The organism is Pseudomonas sp. AN-B15 (assembly GCF_019056475.1).
Lineage (GTDB): Bacteria > Pseudomonadota > Gammaproteobacteria > Pseudomonadales > Pseudomonadaceae > Aquipseudomonas > Aquipseudomonas parakoreensis.
Genome location: NZ_CP049737.1, coordinates 3,734,410 through 3,749,998 on the forward strand (window position 1 = coordinate 3,734,410; position 15,589 = coordinate 3,749,998).

Below are 15,589 nucleotides of genomic sequence, written 5' to 3' on the forward strand. Positions count from 1 at the left end.
GCGGGCCCGCACGCCACGCGTTGCATATCATCAGGAGCAAAAACCATGAGCATTGCGCAAAAAGTCAGCCAACAGATTAAACAAAAAGGCCTGCGCGTCACCCTCGCCAAGGCGTGGAAGCACTTCGTGTTTTCCCATCAGGAGCTGCTGTGGATGGAACGCGATCTGGTCAGCCCGGTGCCGCCGCACAACCTCAAGCCGTATCCACCGGTGAGGGCAGTGACGATCACTGCCGACAACGCCAGCGCCTTCGCGCGCTACTTCGGCGACCGTGTCGGGACCATGGCAGAGTTGGCCAACGAAGGTCATACCGGGCTCATGTATCTGGACGAACAAGGCGATGCCGTAGGTTTTATCTGGGGCAGCAAGCGGGACTATTTCGACCGGCACTACTACGGTTGCATGTTCCCGGTGAAGCCTGGCGAGTTCTTCGAATTCGGCGGCGAATTGACCCGCGCCTTCTGGGGCACCGAGCTGTCGGTGGACGTGCAACTGGCACTGTGGAATGCCATGGCCGAGCAAGGCTGCGACAAGGTGGTGGACGTCTGCGAGTTCCACAACATCCCGGCGCTGAAACTGCACCTGCGCATGGGTTATACCGAGCAGGGCCGGATCATGAACATCTACACTCTGTTTGGTCGCTGGCGCTTCTATCGCGAAACCCGCTACAGCGGCTCGCGGCTGGATGCGCTGCGCAAACCGTCCCGTCCACCTGTCACAGCCACGGCGGCCTGAGCCCATGACGGCGCGATTTGAATGGCGCACTTCACTGTGCGCCGCCGACTTTCCGGCAGTCGCCTATGAGGCGCTGCGCTTGCGGGTGACCGATCACACGCCGTTCAACCACCTGGGCTGGTTGTGCGCGGCAGAGCAGGCACTGAGCGCGGGCGAGAGCCTGCACATCCTGCTCGGTTGGGAAGCGGACGAATTGCGCCTGTGCCTGCCGTTGGTGGCGGGCCGCGAGCGCTTTGCCGGTGTGCCGTTTCGCGTGTTGCATCACTTGGGCCATCCACTGGCGGACCGACTGGCGCTGCTGTCGTTGCTCAAGGGCGATGACATGCGCGAAGCCCTGCGCCTGATCCGCCGACACCTGCCGCACGCGCTGCTGCAACTCAACGAGTTATCCGAGCCTGCGGGTGAAGAAAGCACTCTCACCCCATGGATGGCCCACAGCTCCACGGGCGAACGCCGTCTCAGTTGTCGGGTGCCGGTGCATCTGATCAGCGAGGCCGATCATCAGGAAGTCTCCGGTGACCCGCGCTACAAACTGCGCCGGGCGCGCAAACGGATTGCCGCGTGTGGCGCCCTGGTGCGGCGCATTACCCCCGATTCGCTGAGCATGGGTCCGCTGTTGCGGGCGATCAGCGAAGTCGAAGCAGTGAGCTGGAAAGGTGACGAAGGCGTGGGAATCTTCGCCAGCGAGCGCAGTCGGCAATGGATCGAACGCGCCTTCACCGCCCTCGCCGGCCAGGGCCTGGTGCGGGTGGTGACGCTGGAACTCAACGGGCGTTGCATCAGCTATCGCCTCGGCTTGCTGGAACAGGGTCGACTCTACGATTACAACCTCGCGTTCCTGCCGCAATACGCCGATCTGGGCAGCGGCCGGGTGTTGCTGGAGGAATGGATTCGCTGGGGGCTGGATGAGCAATGGCGCTGGATCGATGCCTCGCGGGTCAGCCTGGAAAACTCCAGCCACCAGTTACACGAGCGCATGACCGGCCAACTGGAGCACTGGCGCTGGAGTTTCTATTCCTGGCGCCCCAGCGGGATATTGCTGGGGCTGGGGTTGCGCCTCTGGCATCGCTTGAAACCGACGGTGCAGCAATGGCGCGCGCGACGTGCGGCCAGACCGGCACCGACACCTGTCGTCATCACCACGGAGGGCGATCATGCCTCGCCAAGTCATAGTCAACGCTGACGATTTCGGTTTGAGCCCGAACGAAAACGCGACGATCTTCGCCGCGTTTCAGGCCGGGGTCATCAGCTCGGCCACGGCCATGGCCAACATGCCGGCGTTTGAGGCGGCCTGTGCGATGGCCCGGCATGCGTCGCTGCAAGGTCGGGTCGGATTGCACTTCAATCTGACTTACGGCCGGCCGTTGAGTGCTTCGATTCTGCGCAGCCGAACCTTTTGCGATGGGCATGGCGTGTTCGATCTGAGCCTGCCACGCCATAGTCTGTGGCTGAGTCGCGAAGATCGCGACGCAGTACGAGAAGAGTTGCAGGCGCAGTGGCAGCGTTGCGTCGAGCATGGCGTACGGCCAAGCCACATCGACTCGCATCAGCACGTACACAACATCTGGCCGATTGGTGAAATCGTCGCGCGGTTTGCCGCTCAGCAAGGCGTGCCGATTCGCCTGGCGCGCAATCTGGGGCAGAACCTCAGTCTGCCAAAACGCGTGTTCAAAGGTCTGCTCAATTGGCGCTTGCAGAGCCTGGCCGGCGCGACGGCGGACTACGTATGCACGCCAGTGGACCTGCGCAACGCCCCCGCACCGAGCGACGGCGTGCTGGAAATCGTCGCCCACCCCAATCAGCTCGACAGCGATTTCGGCGATGCCTATCTCAACCCCGGAGAATCCCTGAACCGCGTGCTGGAGCAGCGGCTGACGGGGGTGCCGCGGGTGTCCTATGCCGATTTGAACAAGGATTTTTTACGGGGTGCCGCGGCACTCGATTGATGGACGTACAAGTCGCCCTCTGGGAAGCCATGGCGGCTCAAGGCTGCGACAAAGTCGTCGACGTCTGCGAAACCCACAACATCCCGGCGCTGAAGCTGCACATCCGCATGGGCTACCAAGAACAGGGCCGCGTCACCCACGTCTACGGCCTGTTCGGCCGCTGGCGCTTCTACCGCGAAAGCCGCTATCAAGGCTCACGCCTGGACCCCCTGCGCAAACCTGGGCGGCCGGTGGTGAGTGCGGCGGCGCAGGCGTGATTCGGTCGTAAGACATGGCGGCCGTTTGGCCGCCATCGCGAGCAGGCTCGCTCCTACAGTGGATTGCGTAACACAGGACTTTGCCCACAGCCGAAAAAGAATCGCCCTCCTGCCCTAAAGGCTATGCCTGACTGTTGCCAATGGCTTGATCAAGTAAATTGGCGCAAAAACAGAAGGGAGCAGAAAGTTGAGCTACAAACTCACCAGCCTAGAGTTGCCGTCATTACTCGTTGATGTCGCGGCAATTCGTGAGTATCTGAAACAAGTGCTAAGCGATGACGACGATGAAGAGTTGCTTCGAGCCATCGGCTATGTGGCACAGGCTTGCTCGAACATTCAGAAGGGTCAAACGGTCGAAGTCGACTTTCATTCTTTCAGCCAGACTTGAAACCTTATCGACGCCTTCGCTGGCAAGCCAGCTCCCACAGGTGTTCAGGTGTCCTCGCTATTTTCGTGCGAACCAAAAAACTGTGGGAGTCTGGCTTGCCAGCGATATGGCCGGTTGGAGCGATGGAAAGCTTCAGGCCTTGCTGGTGACCAAGGTGAAGCACAACGGCATCTGCGCCTCGCGATTCAGATACTGGTCATACACCTCCTCCCGATTCGAATGCGGGTATTCCCTGAAATGCGCGATGTTCAGGCCGGCGGCGATGGCGCCGCTGAAGATCGCGCCGAGGGTGTGTACGAACCAGTAGGACTTGGCCGCCTGCTGCTCGACCTTGCCGACGTAGACAATCGGTTCTTCCTGCACGAATGGCTCGGCGCGGAAGTAGGAGCTGGCGAGGCGGTACGGGTCTTCGCCTTCAGGATCAACCATTTCCAGAAACGGATGGGTTTCATAGATCACCAGTTTGCCGCCCGGTTTCAGGGTTAACGCCACGTGGCGAAAGAACTCGCCGATGTCGGGCATCCAGTTCAGCACGCCGATGGTGATCAGCGCCACGTCGAAGCGGCTGTGCAGCGCAGCCGGCAGGTGATGGATATCGCTTTCGATGAATTCAGCGTTGTACGGCGAGCGCTGGTTCAATTCGCGAGCCTGTTCGAGAAACGCCTCCGATTGATCGACGCCGACCACACTGCGCGCGCCGAGGGCAAACAGCGACAGGCTTTCGCGACCGTTGTTGCAACCGAGTTGAATCAACTCTTTACCGACGACACCGACCTGTTCCAGCAGACCGCGCAAGGTATCGTCGAGGCAGGAAAAATCTGCCTGCGAAACGTCGTTCAACAGCGCTTGCCATTCCGCCGATTCACGATGATGGCGAGCGGAATCGTTCCACGCCTGTCGATTGCTGTCGATGGCGGTTTTATTGTTGGGCACTTCCATGGCGCACTCCGGACGATGCTCGTGATTGAGCGGCCCCGAGTCTAGAACAGCCCAATCAATACGGTTGTTGCGACTTTGTAAGCCGCACCGCCGATCCACTGTGGGAGCTGGCTTGCCAGCGATTGTGGCGGTTCAGCCAAATCATCATCGACTGAAACACCGCTATTGCGAGCAGGCTCACTCCTACAGTTCGGAACGCTTACATCTGATTCAGGCGCTCGCGCAAAAACTCGACCAACGCCTGCACCGGGCGCGACGCCTGGCGATGCTGCGGGTAGACCGCCGACAGGGTCAGCGGTTCGGGCCTGTAGTCGTCGAGTACCGGTAGCAGTCGCCCGTCCTTAAGCGCCGCGCCGACGATGAACGTCGGCAGATAGGTAATCCCCATTCCCTGCACCGCTGCATCCCTCAGCAGCTCGCCGTTGTTCACCCGCATGCGCCCGGTGACGTTGACCAGCAGCGGCTTGCCCTGCCCCGCGTTGAAGCGCCATTGCACCGAACGACCATGGCCGTACGGCAGGCAGTCGTGGCTGTGCAGGTCTTCGGGGGTGAGCGGTGTGCCACGTTCAGCCAGATACGCGGGGCTGGCGCAGTACACCCGTTCGATGGCGGCGATACGCCGGGCGATCAGCGTCGAGTCTTCCAGCACACCGATACGCAACGCCAGGTCATAACCTTCGCCGAGCAGGTCCACCGGGCGATCACTCAAATCCACTTCCACAGTGACATCGCGATAGCGCTGCAAAAACAGCGGCAACAGACAACCCAGATGCGCCACGGCAAACGACAGCGGCGCACTGACGCGAATCGTCCCGCGCGGCTCGGCGGTCTGCCCGGCGATGCCCTGTTCGACCTGCTCCACTTCGCCGAGCAGGCGCAGCGCCGACTCGTAGTAGCTCTGACCCAGTGGCGTGACGTCGAGGCGTCGGGTGGAACGGTTCAACAAGCGCACACCGAGGCGCTCCTCGAGCTGCATCAAGCGGCGGCTGACGAACTGCTTGGACAGGCCCAACTGATCGGCTGCAGCGGTGAAGCTGCCGGAGTCCATGACCTGGCAAAAAATACGCATGTCTTCGAACGGGTTCATTGTCACTCTCTGGTGGACAGTTAAACGCTTTATAGCCGCTTTTTCACATTTCGACAGCTCATTAATCTGTGTTCACGGTGTTGAAAACAACCCCAAACCTGTAGGAGCTGCCGAAGGCTGCGATCTTTTAAAGATCAAAAGATCGCAGCCTTCGGCAGCTCCTACAGAGAACACGACCAATCAAAAATGGAATTGAGCATGAACATCAAAAAAACCCTGACCGCATCCCTCCTCGCCCTCTCCATCGGCAACGCGTTCGCCGCCGGCAGCCCGGGTGTCGAACACAACACCCAGGCTTTCCTCGAAGCCCTCGCCGCCGGCGGTGGCAAACCGCTGGAACAGCTGAGCCCGAAGGATGCCCGTGCGGTGCTGACCGGTGCCCAGGCGTCGGTGAAGGTTGACCTGTCCGGGGTTGAAGTCAGCGACAAGGCGATCAAGGTCGATGGCCAGACCATCAACCTGAAAGTGGTGCGGCCGGCCAAGGTCAAAGGCGAATTGCCGGTGTTCATGTTCTTCCACGGTGGCGGCTGGGTGCTGGGCGATTTCCCGACCCACCAACGCCTGATTCGCGATCTGGTGGTTGGCTCTGGAGCGGTCGCGGTGTACGTCGATTACACGCCGTCGCCGGAAGCGCAGTACCCGACAGCGATCAACCAGGCCTATGCGGCGACCCGATGGGTCGCGGAAAACGGCAAGCAGATCGGGGTCGACGGCAAGCGTCTGGCGGTGGCCGGTAACAGTGTCGGCGGCAACATGGCAGCGGTCGTGGCGCTGATGGCCAAGGAAAAGCAAACCCCGGCGCTGCGCTTCCAGTTGCTGATGTGGCCGGTGACCAACGCGCAGTTCGACGACGGCTCGTACCAGCAATTTGCCGAGGGCCACTTCCTGACCAAGGGCATGATGCAGTGGTTCTGGGACAACTACACCACCAACCCGGCCGAACGCGCGCAGATCCACGCCTCGCCGCTCAACGCCAGCGCCGAACAGCTCAAGGGTCTGCCCGCCGCGCTGGTGCAGACCGCCGAGTTCGACGTGCTGCGTGACGAAGGCGAAGGCTACGCACGGCATCTGGATGCGGCCGGTGTGCCGGTGACCTCGGTGCGCTACAACGGGATGATTCATGACTTTGGCTTGCTCAATCCGCTGAGTCAGATTCCCGAAGTGAAAGCGGCCGTGCGCCAGGCCGCGGCTGAGCTGAAGACGCATCTGAACTGAGGCCCCCTCCCTCGCCACACCCAACAGTGTGGCGAGTTTTTTGATTGCAAGAACCCTTGTGGTGAGGGGATTCATCCCCGATGGGTTGCGAAGCGACCCCACTGCTAACCAAAAAGGCAGGGGACTGCTGCGCAGTCCATCGGGGATGAATCCCCTCACCACAAAAGCCTCTTCAACACCGACGTTCATGCAGTTCCGGAGATCGCCATGTCCATCCTCCTCACCCACCCGCTGTCCTGGAGCGCCGCGCTGCTGCTGCTCGACGCGCTGCTCTGGCACCTCGCCCCGTTCAAGCACCGCGCGCCGCGGGTCGGTGTGCGGCTGGTGCTGTTTCTGGCATTCAGTGCGCTGGCCATCAACGCCGGCGTCAGCCCGTTGCAGGCTCCACTGTTTGTCGATGACCCGGTGACGCAGCTCGGGGCGACGGCGCTGGGCATTCTCTGGTGGCTGTACGCCGCGCGGGTGCTGACCGAAGTGATCGGCCTGATCCTGATGCGACGCATCGGCCACAGCGGTCGGCTGTTGCAGGACGTGGTTGGCGCGCTGGTGTTTCTGGCGGCGATCGTCGCGGCCGCCGGGTATGTGCTGGAGCTGCCGGTCAAAGGCTTGCTGGCGACCTCCGGGGTGGTGGCGATCGTCGTCGGTCTGGCGCTGCAAAGCACCTTGGCCGACGTGTTTTCCGGCATCGTGCTCAACACCACCAAGCCGTATCAGGTCGACGATTTCGTGGTGATCGACGGCGTCGAGGGCAAGGTCATCGACATCGACTGGCGCGCCACGCATTTGTTGACCAGCAGCGGCACCCTGGCGGTCGTACCGAACTCGGTGGCGGCCAAGGCGAAAATCGTCAATCTCAGCCGTCCGACCCACCTGCACGGGGTTTCGATCAGCATCAAGGTGCCGAATCACATTCGCCCACGGCGCGTGCTCGACGCGCTCGACCGCACCCTGCAGGGCAGCAGCAGTCTGCTGCTCAATCCGCCGCCCAAAGCCGTGTTGAAAGAGGCCGGTGAGGAGATGTCGGAGTATGTCGCCAGCGGTTTCATCAGTGAACTGGGCAAGAAAGGCGAAATGCGCAATCAACTGTTCGACCTCGCCCACCGGCATCTCGAGGCCGCAGGTATTTCCCGGCATCCGGACGGTGTGATCGAACCCTCGACCCGCGCCCGGGCGTTGCTCGATGAAGTGAAAGTCTTCCGCTCGCTGAGCCATGAGGAACGTGATCGCCTCGCCGAATCGATGGTCGCGCAGCAGTACAGCGCCGGGCAGGTGGTGCTCAATCTGGAGGAGGTGCCGGACAGCCTGTTCGTGATCGCCACCGGCGTAGTCAGCGCCAGCGTGCCGGATGGCAACGGCTTCAGCGAGGCCGGGCGCATGGGGCCGAGCGAGGTCATGGGTGAGCAAAGCATCCTTGCAGATACGCCTTCGCAAGCAACGTTTACCGCGCTGACCTCTTCGATCATCTACCGTCTCGACAAGAACCTGACCCGTCAGTGCATGGAACAGCGCAGCGAAGTCGGCCAGGCGTTGAACAAATTGCAGGCCGTGCGACAGCAGAACAGCCGGCTGGCGTTGATGGCCAAACCGGTGGCGGTGCGCAAGGGTGGGTTTCTCGGCTGGTTGCAAAAGCGCTAGCCCTGACAAACAGGTGGACGCCATACCTTGTGGCGAGGGAGCTTGCTCCCGCTTGAGTGCGCAGCGCTCACAGATTTCGGGGACTGCTGCGCAGCCCAGCGGGAGCAAGCTCCCTCGCCACAGGTGGTGATGGGTTACGCCTCTTTTTACTGCACATGAAAATGCCCGCAATCAAGCGGGCACTTTCAGTTCAAGCAATCACTTGGCAGTGAACTTGGTGTAGCTGTTGATCAGGTTGCGGTAGTTCGGCAGGCGTTCGGACAGCAGGTGCGCCAAGCCTTCCATGTCGTTGCGCCAGTCGCCTTGCAGCTCGCAGGCCACGGCAAACCAGTTCAGCAGATGTGCACCGGCCGCCGACATGCGCGCCCACGCCGCTTGTTGCACGGTGGTGTTGAAGGTGCCGGACGAGTCGGTGACCACAAACACTTCATAACCTTCGGCGATGGCCGACAGGGTCGGGAATGCCACGCAGACGTCGGTCACCACACCGGCGATGATCAGTTGCTTGCGGCCGGTGGCTTTGATTGCCTTGACGAAGTCTTCGTTGTCCCAGGCGTTGATCTGGCCAGGACGTTGAATGAACGGTGCATCCGGGAACTGCTCGCGCAGCTCAGGCACGATCGGGCCGTTCGGGCCGGCGTCGAAACTGGTGGTGAGGATGGTTGGCAGCTTGAAGAACTTGGCGATGTCGCCCAGTGCCAGCACGTTGTTTTTGAATTCGTTTGGCGAGAAATCCTGTACCAGCGAGATCAGACCGGTCTGGTGGTCGACCAGCAGCACGACCGCATCATCTTTGTTCAGACGCTTGTAGGGAACGCTCATGGGAAACTCCTCGGTGGATGGTTGTTGCATGAGGCGCCGACCGGGTGGCCGGCGCTTTTTTGTAGTGATCAGAACGCGAAACAGGAACAGCCGAACGCGCCCCAGAAACCGGCGAAGTCACTGACCGGTGCGTTCGACAGTCGGGCTTTTTCATGGCTGTGCGCATGCACCGCGCAGGCACCGACACACTGATGCACTTGCGCCTGCAAAGGCGAATTCGGGCGCCAGTGGCCCGGCACCTTGACCACCGGCGACCAGTCCGGCAGCACGGGGATCGAGCGTGGGCCGAGGTCTTCGAAATCGCCGGCGGCGTAAACGATCTTGCCGCCGACCACGGTCAGCACCGACTCGATCCACTTGATCGCTTCTTCCTCGACGTGGAAGAAGTCCGCGCTCAGTGCCGCCAGATCCGCCAGTTGCCCGACCTTGATCTGGCCCTTCTTGCCCTGCTCGGACGAGAACCAGGCGCTGCCGTGGGTGAACAATTCCAGCGCAGTGGTGCGCGGCAAACCTTCTTCGTACAAGGCCAGACCGCCAACGGTGCGGCCGCTGACCATCCAGTACAGCGACGTCCACGGGTTGTAGCTGGAAACCCGCGTGGCATCGGTGCCCGCGCCCACCGGCACGCCTTCGGCAAGCATGCGCTTGATCGGCGGCGTGGCTTCGGCGGCTTTCGCGCCATAACGGTCAACGAAGTATTCGCCCTGGAACGCCATGCGATCCTGAATCGCGATGCCGCCGCCCAGCGCCCTCACCCGCTCGATGTTCTGCGGGGTGATGGTTTCGGCGTGGTCGAAGAACCACGGCAGACCGTTGAACGGAATGTCGCGATTGACCTTCTCGAACACGTCGAGCATGCGGCTGATCGATTCGTTGTACGTGGCGTGCAGACGGAACGGCCAGCGCTGCTCGACCAGGTGGCGCACCACCGGTTCCAGCTCCTGTTCCATGCTTTGCGGCAGGTCCGGGCGCGGTTCGAGGAAGTCTTCGAAGTCGGCGGCGGAGAACACCAGCATCTCGCCGGCGCCGTTGTGGCGCAGGAAGTCATCGCCCTGATGCAACTTGACGCTGCCGGTCCAGTTCTGGAAATCGGTCAGCTCTTCTTTCGGCTTCTGGGTGAACAGGTTGTAGGCGATGCGCACGGTCAACTGGTCGTCCTTGGCCAGTTGCTCGATCACCTGATAGTCGTCGGGATAGTTCTGGAAACCACCGCCGGCATCGATCGCGCTGGTCAGGCCGAGGCGATTGAGTTCGCGCATGAACTGGCGGGTCGAGTTGACCTGATAGTCCAGCGGCAACTTCGGCCCCTTGGCCAGCGTCGAGTACAGAATCATCGCGTTCGGCCGCGCCACCAGCATCCCGGTCGGATTGCCGTTGGCATCGCGCACGATCTCGCCGCCCGGCGGGTTCGGTGTGTCGCGGGTGTAACCGGCAACCCGCAGTGCGGCACGGTTGAGCAGCGCGCGGTCGTACAGGTGCAGGACGAACACTGGGGTATCCGGTGCGGCCTGGTTGAGTTCTTCGAGGGTCGGCATGCGTTTTTCGGCGAACTGGAATTCGTTCCAGCCACCGACCACGCGCACCCATTGCGGGGTCGGCGTGCGGTCGGCCTGCTCCTTGAGCATGCGCAGTGCATCAGCCAGCGACGGCACGCCTTCCCAGCGCAGTTCGAGGTTGTAGTTGAGGCCGCCACGGATCAGGTGCAAGTGCGAGTCGTTGAGGCCGGGGATCACGCAGCGCCCGTGCAGGTCGATCACTTGCGTGGCCGAACCACGCAGGGCCATGGCCTGGGTGTCGTTGCCGACGACGACAAAGCGTCCGTCCTTGATCGCCACAGCACTGGCGAGAGGTTTTTCGCGGTCTACCGTATGAAATTGGCCATTGAACAGAATCAGATCGGCGTTCATCGCAGTTCCTTCGAGATAAGTGAAACGAAGTCCGTATCCGCCCCTTCAGCGCGGCGGATGGGCGTTGGATTCCAGGTGCTCATGGGGCTGAGTGGCCGCCAGCCACGGCGCGAACAAGCGAGTGGCGGCCGGCATGCAGACGTACACCACCGACACCACGATGGTCAGGGTGATCAGGAACGTGGCGACCACATAGTTGGACAGGAATGCATTGAGTTGCAGCAGCGGTCCCCAGATCAGCGGCACCAGCAAGGTGTGCGGCAGGATCACGAACAGCGTCACGACGGCCTGCTTCCAGCGTGGTGGTGGCGTGGCAGCGTCGACCAGTGGCGTGAACCAGAACTCGTTGGCCGCATTGACCTCGGTCTGGTCGCCGTCGGCGAGCATCGGCGCGGCCTCTTCGATCAGCGCCTGACGCTGTGGGGAGTCGAGCCAGCGCTGCATCGCCTCGGTCGAGCAATAACGCAGCACGCAGGTGAACAGCGCGAGGCCACCCTGTTTACTGCGCATTACGTCCACACCCAGGTGCCCTTCTTCACGCCCCGCCACGCTGACGATATTGCGCAGCCAGGCTTCGTAGGGCTGTTCGAAGCCGGCCTTGACCCGGTGCTTGACGATCAGCGTCACGGTTTCTTCGGTTCCCGGTTTTCTCAGGGACGGGGTATCAGGCATAACGAAGCACTCCGGGCAAACGCGCATTGAGCGCCAGCCGTCCAGGCCCGGCGATCAGCACAGTGGTGAAGAGGATCAACAGCAACCAGCCGAACTGTCCTTCGGCCACACTCCATTGCGGATGCACGACCAGCAGCGCCACCAGCAGAACAAAAAGAATAGGCAAGCAGGCCAATCGCGCCAGCACCCCGGCGACGATCAGTAGCGGACAGAGGACTTCGGCGAAGATCGCCAGAATCAAAGTGAGGTGGGCACCGAGGTGGAACGGGTCTTCGATCTGTTGCAGCTGCGCAGTGAAGTCCAGCAACTTGGGCAAGCCGTGGACGAACAGCAGAAACAACCCGCCGGTCACCCGCAGTAAGAGCAGGCCGAGGTTCTGCGCCTGGTCATTGCGTTGTACAGCGTTCATGGATCCACCCTTGATCAATCATTGCAGGGAATAGTGCAACGATTGATCGGGGGGAAATTGGATGGGTGTGCTCTCTTTGCTCTTGATCGATCGCTCCCACGTTCTGCATGGGAATGCAGCCGGGATGCTCCGCGTCCCAACCGTCCAAAGCCGAAAACCTTATTCCCTCCTCCGGTCAGCGCGAGTCCACGATGGTGTACCGACGCGGTTCGAAAACCGTGACTGCCGTCGAGCTTGGCACTTGATCCGTTCTCACTGTGAACAGGATGCTCACCAATGTCCCGACCCCGAGCGACAGCAGATAGTCGAGCGGGAGTCCGAACGTGTAGCCTCGATTCAAGACCCAGGCCTGATGAACCGAATTGCGATCGGGTGTCCAGATACTTCGATTGTTCTCGATGCCATTGGCCGTGAAGCCCATCAGGGTGAGTTCCAGTCGTTGGCCTCTCGCTATGTGTATCCAGTTGCCGAAAGTCAGGTTCGCTCCGGTCACGATGTCCTTCTTGTCCAGTTCGAGAGTGTCTTTGGCCTCGTCGATCACTGGGGATATGAGCAAGTTGCTCGGGATCGGCAGCACGGATAGCGCCAAGGGTTGCAACTGCACCGCCGGTGCACCGCCGCGTACGTAGGAGGCGGTAGCTTCAACGGATTTACCGATGCTGAAGGCCACCAGAGAGACAGGCGCCGTTAGTTCTCTGGGCGTGGCACCCACAGCGACCGGCAGCGATGTATACGAACCTGCCGCTGGCGTGCCTTGCGCCGCGATCCAGCGCACGCTGACCAGGTCGGCAGGCTGGCTCGGATAATCGAGCACAAACGTCAGCGTATTAATGGACGCAGAAGGATTCAAATGAGTGTTGCCGGTTGATTCCTTGATCCGTACTTCGCGGTTTTCCAGAACGTTGATCGTCCGAGTATTGGATACCCCGCCACCGGCGTATTGACCTGTAAAGATGTGTGGGCCCTGGGTCAATCCAGTAACCGGAAATTTCCATACGCCCGCTATGGCCGGCGCCCTGCCCAGAGGCGCTTGCCCGTCAAACACGCTGACTTCTTCTGTCGCGGCACCGTGCAATGTGGCGCTGGTGAAAAGCGTGTCGCCATCTTCGGCGATCTCCTGATCGAGCGGATCAGTGATCCGTTCGATCCTTGGCGCGCTCACAGGGTCCGTCAGGACGATGTAGTTACGATGTGCAAATGCCTGGGCATCGGACCGATCCGGACTGTTCTGCAGCCCGGCCCAAAACCTCATTGTCAACACGCTTCCATTTTGCAGACCTTGCAGCGGCGCGGCAGGGATCTTTTGTTCGTAATAACCGAGGCTGAATTCATTACCAACAATATTTTCCGGTGCTTGCCAATACCAGGCCTCCCAGACACTGCCGTCGGCTTTCACGCCTGTGAGCAGGAGCCAGAAGAACTGCTCGCGCCTGCTCAGCAGCCATGACCGGATACGTAAAGTAACCTCAGTCAGATCGCTCACATCCAAGTGAGTGCCCCCACCTTCGTCGTTTGCCTCTTTGATCACCGGCAGGGGCAGATCAAGTTGGTTTATGAGCGGTATGAAGAGCGGCAAAGGTTGCGATACCACAGGAGGTTCAGTGCCACGGTAAAGCGTGTAACTGACGATGACGGTCCGACCGAGATTGAAAGCCACCAGAATATTGTTAATGTGGGTCGTGAAAGGGGGTTTAAATCCGCCGATCGGTATGCGCGGCGACGTATAGGAACCGGAACCTGGAGTCCCGGCCCACGTGATGGTAAGTAAGTCTCCTGGCAACCAAGGGAAGTCGATTATTACCGTCAGGTTGTACCGGGCGGCCGCTGGCAACAGGAAACCATTTGAACTTTCTTTAATTGCCAGTCGCGACAGATCGTCACGGGTAAGCGCAGTAATCGGCACGTCCATTTTCACTTCCCCCGAGGGCTGGCCGTTTCGGCATTGACCCATCAAACACGGAAAGGCGAGCACTCACCACTGTCAGAACTAACAGGGTGAACGCTGTTTTAGACGAACGGTCACTCACACCACTGGAACATCCAGCGACACCGACATGAACTGACTGATCCGCGACCGCAGCCATTTCTCTGCCGGGTCGTTGTCATGCACCCCGCTCCAGGCCATCGACAGTTGCGCCGCATCAATCGGAAACGGCGGATCTTCAGCTCGCAACGCACAACCTTCCACCAGCGCACACGCGGCGTAATCCGGCACGGTAGCGATCATCTCGGTGCCCGCCAACAGCGCGCGCAGGCCGCTGAACTGAGGTACACCGAGCACCACCCGGCGGCTGCGGCCGACCTTGGCCAGGTCCATGTCGATGTTGCCGCTCAGGTCCCCCGAAAACGACACCATGGCGTGAGGCCGCTCGCAGTACTCGTCAAGCGTGAGCGGCCCCGGGCGGTCGTCGCCACGCAGAACCTTGCAGGGAATGTCGCGCAGTTTCTTGCGCTTGGCGTTGGCCGGCAGATCGGTGGTGTAACTCACGCCGACGGAGATTTCCCCGGACGCCAGCAACGCCGGCATCAGCAGGTAGTTGGCGCGGCGTACGACCACGACGATACCCGGTGCCTCCTCCTGAAGGTTGCGCAGCAGCGGTGGAAACAGCCCGAACTCGGCGTCATCCGAGAGGCCGATACGGAACACATCGCAACTGGTCGCCGGGTCGAACTCCTTGGCCCGGCTGACCGCGCCGGAGATCACATCCATCGCCGGTTGCAGCTCCTGCAGAATCGCCAGCGCTCGCGCCGTCGGCTCCATGCTGCGGCCGTTGCGCAACAGCAGCGGATCATCGAACAGGTCACGCAAACGCCCCAGCGCGGCACTGACCGCCGGCTGGCCCATGAACAGTTTTTCGGCGACGCGGGTCAGGTTCTTTTCGAACATCAGCGCTTCGAAAATCACCAGCAGGTTCATGTCGACACGGCGCAGATCGTTACGGTTCATGGGCTGCAATTCCTTCTAAGACCGTTCGCAAGTGCTGAGCACTTTACCCGATCAACGGTGGTTTGCATCTGTGTCAGGCCTGCGAATTAACAACGATTAACTCGTCAGCCGGCATGTCCCTTCTTAACAATGAAGGCCTCTGCGCAGCGTTGTTTTTCACCTCCACGACACGGACACCGGCCATGGCTCCTCTACAGCAATCCGTCGCCCTCGCCCCTGCCAGCGAAACGCCCCGGCCGCTTATCGGCGGCCTCAGCCCGCAACGGGAGCGGCAGGTCAAACAACTGATCCTCGAACGCCTCGGAGAAAGCCTGGAAGTGGCCGAGTTGGCACGCGCCTGCTCATTGTCGCGCAGCCATTTCTCCCGGGCGTTCAAGGCCAGCACCGGTCTGGCGCCGCAGGACTGGATCCGCGAGCAGCGCATTGCCCGCGCCAAGCTGCTGATCCGCCACACCGGCCTGAGCCTGACGCAGATCAGCCTGGAATGCGGTTTCTGTGATCAGGCACATTTCTGCCACATGTTCACCCGCAGCGAAGGGATCAATCCGTTTGCCTGGCGCTGTCAGGTCATGCGTGATGGCAACGCCCCCCGGACACGGCATCTGAGCTTTTGAGCGTTGCGCAAGAGCC

15 protein-coding genes and 1 pseudogene are annotated in these 15,589 nt (G+C 61.1%); 8 read left to right on the forward strand and 8 right to left on the reverse strand.

The annotated features are described in order from the left end of the window. Positions 1-45 precede the first annotated feature (45 nt). From GTQ41_RS16585 to GTQ41_RS16605, 5 genes and pseudogenes are all read left to right on the forward strand, one after another. Complete coding sequence (locus tag GTQ41_RS16585; protein ID WP_047293345.1) at positions 46-735, forward strand: GNAT family N-acetyltransferase; 690 nt, start codon at positions 46-48, stop codon at positions 733-735. Positions 736-739: 4 nt separating this feature from the next. Then, a complete protein-coding gene (locus GTQ41_RS16590) occupies positions 740-1,918 on the forward strand; it encodes a GNAT family N-acetyltransferase (RefSeq protein WP_047293344.1) in 1,179 nt (392 codons plus the stop codon). Further along, positions 1,890-2,681: a ChbG/HpnK family deacetylase gene (locus GTQ41_RS16595; protein ID WP_047293343.1), complete on the forward strand. Its 792-nt coding sequence runs from the start codon at positions 1,890-1,892 to the stop codon at positions 2,679-2,681. The genes GTQ41_RS16590 and GTQ41_RS16595 overlap by 29 nt, the downstream gene beginning before the upstream one ends. Then, positions 2,669-2,938 (forward strand): annotated as a pseudogene (locus tag GTQ41_RS16600) (N-acetyltransferase family protein); the annotation flags it as partial. The gene GTQ41_RS16595 and the pseudogene GTQ41_RS16600, both read left to right, overlap by 13 nt. A 187-nt stretch (positions 2,939-3,125) precedes the next feature. After that, positions 3,126-3,326, forward strand: coding sequence for a hypothetical protein (locus GTQ41_RS16605; RefSeq protein ID WP_047293342.1), 201 nt, complete (start codon positions 3,126-3,128; stop codon positions 3,324-3,326). Between the two features lie 132 nt (positions 3,327-3,458). On the opposite strand, the gene GTQ41_RS16610 is transcribed toward GTQ41_RS16605, so the two are convergent. Further along, positions 3,459-4,265 carry a class I SAM-dependent methyltransferase gene (locus GTQ41_RS16610; protein WP_047293341.1) on the reverse strand — a complete coding sequence of 269 codons (807 nt, stop codon included), beginning with the start codon at positions 4,263-4,265 and terminating at the stop codon, positions 3,459-3,461. A gap of 199 nt (positions 4,266-4,464) precedes the next feature. Further along, the gene (locus tag GTQ41_RS16615; RefSeq protein WP_047293340.1) at positions 4,465-5,352 is read right to left on the reverse strand and encodes a LysR family transcriptional regulator; all 888 of its coding nucleotides are present in this window, start codon (positions 5,350-5,352) and stop codon (positions 4,465-4,467) included. Positions 5,353-5,550: 198 nt separating this feature from the next. On the opposite strand from GTQ41_RS16615, the gene GTQ41_RS16620 reads away from it, so the two are divergent. Together GTQ41_RS16620 and GTQ41_RS16625 are read left to right on the forward strand one after the other, a co-directional pair. Beyond that, on the forward strand, positions 5,551-6,567 hold the full coding sequence (locus GTQ41_RS16620) for an alpha/beta hydrolase (protein WP_047293338.1): 1,017 nt from the start codon (positions 5,551-5,553) through the stop codon (positions 6,565-6,567). Positions 6,568-6,774: 207 nt separating this feature from the next. Further along, the gene (locus GTQ41_RS16625; protein WP_217325312.1) at positions 6,775-8,202 is read left to right on the forward strand and encodes a mechanosensitive ion channel domain-containing protein; all 1,428 of its coding nucleotides are present in this window, start codon (positions 6,775-6,777) and stop codon (positions 8,200-8,202) included. A 198-nt stretch (positions 8,203-8,400) separates the two neighbouring features. On the opposite strand, the gene ycaC is transcribed toward GTQ41_RS16625, so the two are convergent. The 6 genes from ycaC to GTQ41_RS16655 form a co-directional block, all read right to left on the reverse strand. Continuing rightward, positions 8,401-9,024: an isochorismate family cysteine hydrolase YcaC gene (ycaC, locus tag GTQ41_RS16630; protein WP_047293334.1), complete on the reverse strand. Its 624-nt coding sequence runs from the start codon at positions 9,022-9,024 to the stop codon at positions 8,401-8,403. Between the two features lie 68 nt (positions 9,025-9,092). Next, positions 9,093-10,931, reverse strand: coding sequence for an amidohydrolase (locus GTQ41_RS16635; protein ID WP_047293332.1), 1,839 nt, complete (start codon positions 10,929-10,931; stop codon positions 9,093-9,095). 45 nt (positions 10,932-10,976) lie between these two features. Beyond that, the gene (locus GTQ41_RS16640) at positions 10,977-11,603 is read right to left on the reverse strand and encodes an antibiotic biosynthesis monooxygenase (protein ID WP_217325313.1); all 627 of its coding nucleotides are present in this window, start codon (positions 11,601-11,603) and stop codon (positions 10,977-10,979) included. Further along, on the reverse strand, positions 11,596-12,012 hold the full coding sequence (locus tag GTQ41_RS16645; protein ID WP_047293330.1) for a DoxX family protein: 417 nt from the start codon (positions 12,010-12,012) through the stop codon (positions 11,596-11,598). Before GTQ41_RS16645 ends, GTQ41_RS16640 begins: the two co-directional genes overlap by 8 nt. 175 nt (positions 12,013-12,187) lie before the next feature. Further along, on the reverse strand, positions 12,188-13,921 hold the full coding sequence (locus GTQ41_RS16650; protein WP_052912724.1) for an Ig-like domain-containing protein: 1,734 nt from the start codon (positions 13,919-13,921) through the stop codon (positions 12,188-12,190). A gap of 114 nt (positions 13,922-14,035) precedes the next feature. Next, positions 14,036-14,959, reverse strand: a complete 924-nt coding sequence (locus tag GTQ41_RS16655; protein WP_047293329.1) for a LysR family transcriptional regulator — start codon at positions 14,957-14,959, stop codon at positions 14,036-14,038. Positions 14,960-15,141: 182 nt separating this feature from the next. On the opposite strand from GTQ41_RS16655, the gene GTQ41_RS16660 reads away from it, so the two are divergent. Next, complete coding sequence (locus tag GTQ41_RS16660; RefSeq protein WP_047293328.1) at positions 15,142-15,573, forward strand: helix-turn-helix domain-containing protein; 432 nt, start codon at positions 15,142-15,144, stop codon at positions 15,571-15,573. Positions 15,574-15,589: the final 16 nt, after the last annotated feature.

Excerpts from the sequence above, each read along its gene's own strand:
- GTQ41_RS16660 (WP_047293328.1), top strand. The coding sequence starts at position 15,142 with ATGGCTCCTCTACAGCAATCCGTCGCCCTCGCCCCTGCCAGCGAAACG.
- GTQ41_RS16655 (WP_047293329.1), bottom strand. The coding sequence starts at position 14,959 with ATGAACCGTAACGATCTGCGCCGTGTCGACATGAACCTGCTGGTGATT.
- GTQ41_RS16625 (WP_217325312.1), top strand. The coding sequence starts at position 6,775 with ATGTCCATCCTCCTCACCCACCCGCTGTCCTGGAGCGCCGCGCTGCTG.
- ycaC (WP_047293334.1), bottom strand. The coding sequence starts at position 9,024 with ATGAGCGTTCCCTACAAGCGTCTGAACAAAGATGATGCGGTCGTGCTG.
- GTQ41_RS16645 (WP_047293330.1), bottom strand. The coding sequence starts at position 12,012 with ATGAACGCTGTACAACGCAATGACCAGGCGCAGAACCTCGGCCTGCTC.
- GTQ41_RS16620 (WP_047293338.1), top strand. The coding sequence starts at position 5,551 with ATGAACATCAAAAAAACCCTGACCGCATCCCTCCTCGCCCTCTCCATC.
- GTQ41_RS16610 (WP_047293341.1), bottom strand. The coding sequence starts at position 4,265 with ATGGAAGTGCCCAACAATAAAACCGCCATCGACAGCAATCGACAGGCG.
- GTQ41_RS16615 (WP_047293340.1), bottom strand. The coding sequence starts at position 5,352 with ATGAACCCGTTCGAAGACATGCGTATTTTTTGCCAGGTCATGGACTCC.
- GTQ41_RS16640 (WP_217325313.1), bottom strand. The coding sequence starts at position 11,603 with ATGCCTGATACCCCGTCCCTGAGAAAACCGGGAACCGAAGAAACCGTG.
- GTQ41_RS16635 (WP_047293332.1), bottom strand. The coding sequence starts at position 10,931 with ATGAACGCCGATCTGATTCTGTTCAATGGCCAATTTCATACGGTAGAC.
- GTQ41_RS16650 (WP_052912724.1), bottom strand. The coding sequence starts at position 13,921 with ATGGACGTGCCGATTACTGCGCTTACCCGTGACGATCTGTCGCGACTG.
- GTQ41_RS16590 (WP_047293344.1), top strand. The coding sequence starts at position 740 with ATGACGGCGCGATTTGAATGGCGCACTTCACTGTGCGCCGCCGACTTT.
- GTQ41_RS16595 (WP_047293343.1), top strand. The coding sequence starts at position 1,890 with ATGCCTCGCCAAGTCATAGTCAACGCTGACGATTTCGGTTTGAGCCCG.
- GTQ41_RS16585 (WP_047293345.1), top strand. The coding sequence starts at position 46 with ATGAGCATTGCGCAAAAAGTCAGCCAACAGATTAAACAAAAAGGCCTG.